Origin of the sequence: Pseudomonas sp. MD195_PC81_125, assembly GCF_014060985.1 — a bacterium.
GTDB classification, from domain to species: Bacteria; Pseudomonadota; Gammaproteobacteria; order Pseudomonadales; family Pseudomonadaceae; genus Aquipseudomonas; species Aquipseudomonas parakoreensis.
Genome location: NZ_JABULD010000385.1, coordinates 1 through 6,865 on the forward strand (window position 1 = coordinate 1; position 6,865 = coordinate 6,865).

Here is a 6,865-nt window from a genome sequence, read left to right on the forward strand (position 1 = left end):
CGCACGAGAGATTCGCGCCGGGGCGGTGATTGCCTATCCAACCGAAGCCGTCTGGGGGCTGGGTTGCGACCCGTGGAACGAAGAGGCAGTGGATCGGCTGCTGGCGATCAAGAACCGTTCGGTGGACAAGGGCCTGATCCTGGTCGCCGACAATATCCGTCAGTTCGACTTCCTGTTCGAAGATTTCCCGCAAGAATGGATCGACCGTATGGCCAGCACCTGGCCGGGGCCGAACACCTGGCTGGTGCCGCATCAGAACCTGTTGCCGGAATGGGTGACGGGCGTGCATGACACTGTGGCTTTGCGGGTCAGCGATCATCCGCAGGTGCGGGATCTGTGCTCGATGGTCGGGCCGTTGATCTCGACTTCGGCCAACCCGCAGGGGCGGCCGGCGGCGCGCACGCGGTTGCGCGTCGAGCAGTATTTCCGTGGGCAGATCGATCTGATCCTCGGCGGCCAACTGGGGGGGCGCAAGAACCCCAGCGTGATCCGCGATCTGGCAACCGGCAAGGTCATTCGTCCCGACTGATCCTGCGTCGAAAACCTTTACCGTGAGTCTTCCTCGCCTGAATGGCGAGGAAGACTACGCGTGCCTGCGATTCATCCTGCAATGACGCTGTTTTCCATGTCGGAAAAGTCGCCAAGTGTCCGTATTCATTGATATTTCCCACCTGATTATCAGATTTTCTGGCGTGGCGGAATTGTCAAAAGCAACCATCCTTTCCCTGCACTTGAAACACTTCGATAAGTTAAGGTCTGCGGAGAAAGAATGGACACTACGAATTTGCAACTCACGGATTACCTGCGGGCGCTTCAGGTGACGTTGAAAAGTCACCATGACGGGTGTCGCATCGTGACGCTTGAGGCGGGGGCGGATACTCAGGAGTTCGACCGGTTTATCGATCGACAATTTCGGCTTCGGCTGCAGCATTACATGCTGACTTCACGGGCGCGGATGCTCGAAACCAGACTGGCGATAAAGTCGCGCAGTACTCACTTTCTGCTGTATCGCCACGATCAACTGCTGGCGGTATTGAGGGCGACTCCGGCACCGTTCGAATGGGTATCGCTGGCGCAGCAACACGTTTCTCCCACGGCGGCGCTGTCGCGCCATGTCGAATTCAGCCGCTTGATCTCCTACACACCCCATCAGCTACCGATCGCGGTCAATGGTCTGTTGGCAGCCGCTACCGAATGGGCCATCAAACGCGGCTATAAGGGCGTGACCGCGTTGTGCAGATCGCAACAGTTGCGCTTTTACCAGCGATTCGGGCTGATGCCGATCGCCTCCAACGCGCTGCACATCGAACAGCGCGCACGCGGCGATTACTGGGTGGTGTCAGCCGAATGGCGGCAAATCCTCGCGGCGGTTCAACCGCCGGATCACGCGACGGTTGGCCATTTGGTGCAGAAACCGCAGGAGTGTCATCTGCCGAGGTGTTGAACGCGTTCGAACGGTGTTGCCAGCCAGGAAGTTGCAACCCTGACTGGCAAGCCGCCGAAGGTGGATCAGGGCAGCAGGATGGTCGAGCCGGTGGTGCGTCGCGCCGACAGTTCGGTCTGCGCCTTCGCCGCATCAGCCAGTGGATAGCGCTGGCTGATGTCGACCTTGAGCTTGCCGCTGATGATCATCTCGAACAGCTCGTCGGCCATGCGCTGCAGGTTCTCGGCGTTGTTGGCGTAGGTCGCCAGGGTTGGCCGGGTCACGTACAACGAACCCTTGGCCGCGAGAATCCCCAGATTGACCCCGTCCACTGCACCGGAGGCGTTGCCGAAACTCACCACCAGTCCGCGCGGCGAGACGCTGTCGAGCGAGGTCAGCCAGGTGTCCTTGCCGACGCCGTCGTACACCACCGGGACTTTCTGGCCATCGGTCAGCTCCAGCACCCGCTCTGCCACGTTTTCGTGGCTGTAATCGATGGTCGCCCAAGCGCCGTTGGCCTTGGCCAGTTCGGCTTTTTCCTTCGAGCTGACCGTACCGATCAGTTTCACGCCCAGCGCCTTGGCCCATTGGCAGGCCAGCGAACCGACACCCCCGGCAGCGGCGTGGAACAGAATGGTTTCGCCGCCCTTGAGTTCATGGGTCTGGCGCAGCAGATACTGTACGGTGAGGCCCTTGAGCATGACCCCGGCAGCGGTCTCGAAGCTGATCTCGTCCGGCAGCTTCACCAGATTGGCTTCGGGCAGGGTGTGCAAATCGCTGTAGGCACCCAACGGGCCGCTGCCGTAGGCGACGCGGTCGCCGACCTTGAACCGGGTGACGTCGCTGCCCACCGCATCGACGATGCCGGCACCTTCCGCGCCCAGACCGGACGGCAAGGCTGGCGGGGCATACAGACCGCTGCGGTAATAGGTGTCGATGAAGTTCAGGCCGATCGCCTTGTTGGCCACCCGGACCTGATTCGGGCCGGGCGCGGCGGGCTGGTAGTCAACATACTCGAGCACTTCGGGACCGCCATGGGCACGGAACTGGATACGCTTTGCCATCTGCCTGCTCTCCTTGGGTCGTTTGTAAGCCCCCTATCCAACTCCCCTGCTTGATCTTCGTCAACTGCGGCACGCTTGCCTGCGGTGTTATGCTACGCGCCCATTTGCGCCGCCCCCTGCCTGCGGGGCGTGCGCGTAGTTATGCCCGATTCAAGGTGAAGCCATGACGACCCGCACCGAAGCCGTAAAGGCCTATCTGCTCGACCTGCAAGACCGCATCTGCGCCGCGCTGGAAACCGAGGACGGCGGTACGCGCTTCGTTGAAGACGCCTGGAGCCGGCCTGCCGGTGGTGGCGGTCGCACCCGCGTGATCGAGAACGGTGCGGTGATCGAAAAGGGTGGCGTCAACTTTTCCCACGTGTTCGGCAGCGGTCTGCCACCGTCGGCCAGCGCCCATCGTCCGGAACTGGCCGGTCGCGGTTTCGAAGCCCTCGGCGTGTCGCTGGTGATTCACCCGCACAACCCACATGTGCCAACGTCCCACGCTAACGTGCGCTTTTTCATCGCCGAGAAAGAAGGTGAAGAACCCGTCTGGTGGTTCGGCGGCGGCTTCGACCTTACCCCGTATTACGGCAACGAAGAAGACTGCATCCACTGGCACCGCGTCGCCGAGCAAGCCTGCGCGCCGTTCGGGGCGGACGTCTATCCGCGTTACAAGGCGTGGTGCGACACCTACTTCCACATCAAGCATCGCCACGAACCGCGCGGCATCGGCGGCCTGTTTTTCGATGACCTGAACGAGTGGGACTTCGACACCAGTTTCGCCTTCATGCGCGCCATCGGCGACGCTTACATCGACGCTTACCTGCCGATCGTGCAGCGCCGCAAGCACGAGGCATTCAGCGCCAAGCAGCGTGAATTCCAGGAATTCCGCCGTGGCCGTTACGTCGAATTCAACCTGGTTTACGACCGTGGCACGCTGTTCGGCCTGCAATCGGGCGGGCGTACCGAGTCGATTCTCATGTCGCTGCCGCCGCAAGTGCGCTGGGCCTATGACTTCAAAGCCGAGCCCGGCAGCGAGGAAGCGCGCCTGACCGACTACTTCCTGCAAGACCGCGACTGGTTGGCCCAGGCCTGAGGACTGTTGATGGATCGTTACGTCGTATTCGGTAACCCGATCGGCCACAGCAAGTCGCCGATGATTCACAAACTGTTCGCCGAACAGACCGGGCAGCGCCTGGACTACACCACCCTGCTGGCGCCGCTGGACGGCTTCAGTGCCTGCGCCACGGCGTTCTTCCAGGAAGGTCGTGGCTCCAACGTCACCGTGCCGTTCAAGGAAGAGGCCTATCGTCTGGCGAACAGCCTGACCGCCCGTGCACAACGCGCTGGTGCGGTGAACACGTTGAGCAAACTGGCCGACGGTTCGCTGCTGGGCGACAACACCGACGGCGCCGGTCTGGTCCGTGACTTGACGGTGAATGCCGGGTTCAGCCTGACCGGCAAGCGCATTCTGCTGCTCGGCGCCGGCGGCGCGGTGCGTGGCGCGCTGGAGCCGTTGCTGGCGAAAAAACCGGCGTCGGTGATCATCGCCAATCGGACCGTGGACAAAGCCGAGCTGCTGGCGGAGTTGTTCTGTGATCTGGGGCCAGTGTCGGCCAGTGGTTTCGACTGGTTGCAGGAGCCGGTGGACGTGATCATCAATGCCACCTCCGCCAGCCTCACCGGCGACGTGCCGCCGATTGCAGCAAGCTTGATCGAGCCGGGCCAGACCCTGTGCTACGACATGATGTACGGCAAGGAACCGACCGCGTTCTGCCGTTGGGCCAGCGAGCATGGCGCGGCGGTGTCGATGGATGGTCTGGGGATGCTGGCTGAACAGGCTGCCGAGGCGTTTTTCCTGTGGCGCGGGGTGCGTCCGGATACGGCGCCGGTATTGGCCGAGCTACGCCGCCAGTTGGCGCAATAACAGAGTCTTTGTGGCGAGCAAGCTTGCTCCCGCTCGGGTGCGAAGCGCCCGCAACCGGCTTTGGGCTGCTGCGCAGCCAGCGGGAGCAAGCTCCCTCGCCACAGAGGTCTGGTATGGCCGGCAGGTCAGTCCTCAAACCGGATCGGGCATTTCTCCGGCCCTTCCAGCTTGCGCAACTCCTCCACCACCTGCGGCCGCGCCCGGCGCAGGGTCAGGCTGCGATCCTGACGCAGCAGGCGCCGCGCCTCCTGATGCAGCATTTCCACTCCCGAGTAATCGATGAAGTTGATCTGCTGCGCTTCGATCACCACCCGCGTGCCGTGCAGCCGCTGCAGGCGCACTTGCAGGTAATGGCTGGCGCCAAAGAAGATCGAGCCACCAACCCGCAGCACGTCCTCCTCACCCTCGCGCCAATGCTGCACTCGCGGTTGCGAGGTGCGCTTGAGGTAGAAGAACAGCGACGCTAGCACTCCGGCATAGATTGCTGTCTGCAATTCCAGCAGCAGCGTAGCGAGGCAGGTCAGCGCCATGACCACGAACTCGGCGCGGCTGACTCGAAGCAATGAGCGGATCCCGCGATGATCCACCAAACCCCAGGCAATCAGCAGAATGCTCCCGGCCATGGCGGGAATGGGAATGTGCGAAATCAGCCCGGCGCCGAAAATCGCGAACAGCGCGACCCAGATCGCCGAAAACACCCCGGCCAGCGGCGAGCAGGCACCCGCTTCGTAACTCAGGCCCGAGCGGGTGAACGAGCCGGCTGACAGCGATCCGGAAAAGAACGCCCCGACAATGTTCGACAAACCCTGCGCGCGGACTTCCTGATTGGCATCGAGCAACTGCTGCGAACGCGCGGCAATCGAACGGGCAATCGACAGGCTGGTGACCAGCCCGAGCATGCCCACCGCCACCGCGCTCGGCAGCAAGCGCAGGATCAGGTCCAGATCCAGTGGCAAGCCACTGAACGGCGGCAAGCGCCCGACAAAGGCGCTGACCCGATGTACATGGCCGAACATTGATGGCCACAGCCACACCAGCAGGCTGGCCAACACCAACGTAATCAACAACGTCGGCCAGCGTGGCAGCAGTTGTTTCAGCACCACGCCAACCACCACGGTGGCCAGGCCGAGCAGCAAAGAGGGTTTATCCACAGCCCTGAGGTGGTTCAACAAATCCATCAGACTGGCCAGCGCCGTGGCTTTGGCCGGCAGGTCCAGCCCCAGCAGATTGGGTAACTGGCCGATGGCAATCACGACTGCCGCGCCGAGGGTGAAACCGAGCACCACTGAATGCGAGACAAAATTCACCAAAGCGCCAAAGCGCAGCAACCCCAGCAGCCACTGAAAAATTCCCGCAAGGAAGGTCAGCAGCAGAATCAGCGTGATGTAGTCCTGCGACGCGGGCACGGCCAAGGGACTGACGCTGGCATACAGCACAATCGAAATTGCTGCAGTCGGGCCACAAATCAGATGCCACGACGAACCCCACAGGCAGGCGATCAGCACCGGGATGATCGCGGCGTAGAGGCCGTATTCCGGGGGCAGGCCGGCGATCAGCGCGTAGGCGATCGACTGCGGTAGCGCGAGAATGGCACCGCTGAGGCCAACGACCAGATCCCGGCCGACACTGGCGCGGGTTTGCCGCGGCAGCCAGGTCAGGAAGGGGAAAAGTGAGTGGCGACTGGGCAGGGCCATGGGTCCTCGCGGCGTGTGGGTTTAGGCAAGGTTATCAGGACGCGCCAATCACTGTGGCGAGGGGATTTATCCCCGATGGGCTGCGAAGCGGCCCCAAAACCGACGGTCTCGGTGAGTCAGGTATACCGAGTGCATAGACCTTGCGACTGCTGCGCAGCCGATCGGGGATAAATCCCCTCACCACGAGTAAGTTGTCGTCAAGTAGAAAGCGTCAGAGCTTGGCTTTGACCGCTGGCAAAGCTTCCTTGCCATCCACGGTCTTCACCCCCTCCAGCCACTTGTCCAGCACCGCCGGATTGGCCTTGATCCAGGCCTTTACCGCATCGGCATTGCTGACTTTCTTGTTCACCACCTCGGCCATGATGCTGTTCTCCATGTCCTGAGTGAACGACAGGTTGGTCAGCAACTTGCCCACGTTCGGGCAAGCCTCGGCGTAGCCCTTGCGCGTCAGGGTGTAGACACTGCCGGTGTCGCCGAAATACTTCTCGCCGCCCTTGAGGTAATGCATCTTCAGTTGCACGTTCATCGGGTGCGGGGTCCAGCCGAGGAAGGTGACGAATTTCTGCTTCTTCACGGCCCGCGAGACTTCGGCGAGCATCGCTTGTTCGCTGGATTCGATCAGCTTCCACTGGCCGAGGTCGAAGTCGTTTTTCTTGATGATTTCCTGCAGCGAAATGTTCGCGGGCGCGCCGGAACCGATGCCGTAGATTTTCTTGTCGAATTTGTCCGCGTATTTGGTTCAGGTCGGCAAAGTCATGCACACCGGCATCCCACA

Annotated in this window: 6 protein-coding genes and 1 pseudogene; 4 read left to right on the forward strand and 3 right to left on the reverse strand. The window is 61.9% G+C overall.

The genetic code is table 11. The features are described from left to right. Both HT737_RS15830 and HT737_RS15835 read left to right on the forward strand, forming a co-directional pair. Positions 1–529, forward strand: a 529-nt coding sequence (locus HT737_RS15830; RefSeq protein ID WP_182403204.1) for an L-threonylcarbamoyladenylate synthase, incomplete at its 5' end; no start/stop codon positions are given. Between the two features lie 240 nt (positions 530–769). Then, the gene (locus HT737_RS15835; RefSeq protein ID WP_121182894.1) at positions 770–1,444 is read left to right on the forward strand and encodes a hypothetical protein; all 675 of its coding nucleotides are present in this window, start codon (positions 770–772) and stop codon (positions 1,442–1,444) included. A gap of 65 nt (positions 1,445–1,509) precedes the next feature. Here the strand turns inward: HT737_RS15835 and HT737_RS15840 are convergent, their stop codons facing one another. Beyond that, positions 1,510–2,487, reverse strand: coding sequence for an NADPH:quinone reductase (locus tag HT737_RS15840; protein WP_182403206.1), 978 nt, complete (start codon positions 2,485–2,487; stop codon positions 1,510–1,512). 163 nt (positions 2,488–2,650) lie between these two features. Between HT737_RS15840 and hemF the strand changes: the two genes are divergently transcribed. Continuing rightward, positions 2,651–3,565, forward strand: a complete 915-nt coding sequence (hemF, locus tag HT737_RS15845) for an oxygen-dependent coproporphyrinogen oxidase (RefSeq protein ID WP_182403208.1) — start codon at positions 2,651–2,653, stop codon at positions 3,563–3,565. Positions 3,566–3,574: 9 nt separating this feature from the next. After that, positions 3,575–4,396 carry a shikimate dehydrogenase gene (gene aroE / locus HT737_RS15850; RefSeq protein WP_182403210.1) on the forward strand — a complete coding sequence of 274 codons (822 nt, stop codon included), beginning with the start codon at positions 3,575–3,577 and terminating at the stop codon, positions 4,394–4,396. A 125-nt stretch (positions 4,397–4,521) separates the two neighbouring features. On the opposite strand, the gene HT737_RS15855 is transcribed toward aroE, so the two are convergent. Continuing rightward, positions 4,522–6,090, reverse strand: a complete 1,569-nt coding sequence (locus HT737_RS15855) for a SulP family inorganic anion transporter (protein ID WP_121182898.1) — start codon at positions 6,088–6,090, stop codon at positions 4,522–4,524. Positions 6,091–6,301: 211 nt separating this feature from the next. Then, positions 6,302–6,865: pseudogene (locus HT737_RS15860) on the reverse strand (glycine betaine ABC transporter substrate-binding protein); the annotation flags it as partial.

Bases quoted from the DNA above. Each gene is read 5' to 3' on its own strand.
- HT737_RS15855 (WP_121182898.1), bottom strand. From the start codon at position 6,090: ATGGCCCTGCCCAGTCGCCACTCACTTTTCCCCTTCCTGACCTGGCTG.
- aroE (WP_182403210.1), top strand. From the start codon at position 3,575: ATGGATCGTTACGTCGTATTCGGTAACCCGATCGGCCACAGCAAGTCG.
- HT737_RS15835 (WP_121182894.1), top strand. From the start codon at position 770: ATGGACACTACGAATTTGCAACTCACGGATTACCTGCGGGCGCTTCAG.
- hemF (WP_182403208.1), top strand. From the start codon at position 2,651: ATGACGACCCGCACCGAAGCCGTAAAGGCCTATCTGCTCGACCTGCAA.
- HT737_RS15840 (WP_182403206.1), bottom strand. From the start codon at position 2,487: ATGGCAAAGCGTATCCAGTTCCGTGCCCATGGCGGTCCCGAAGTGCTC.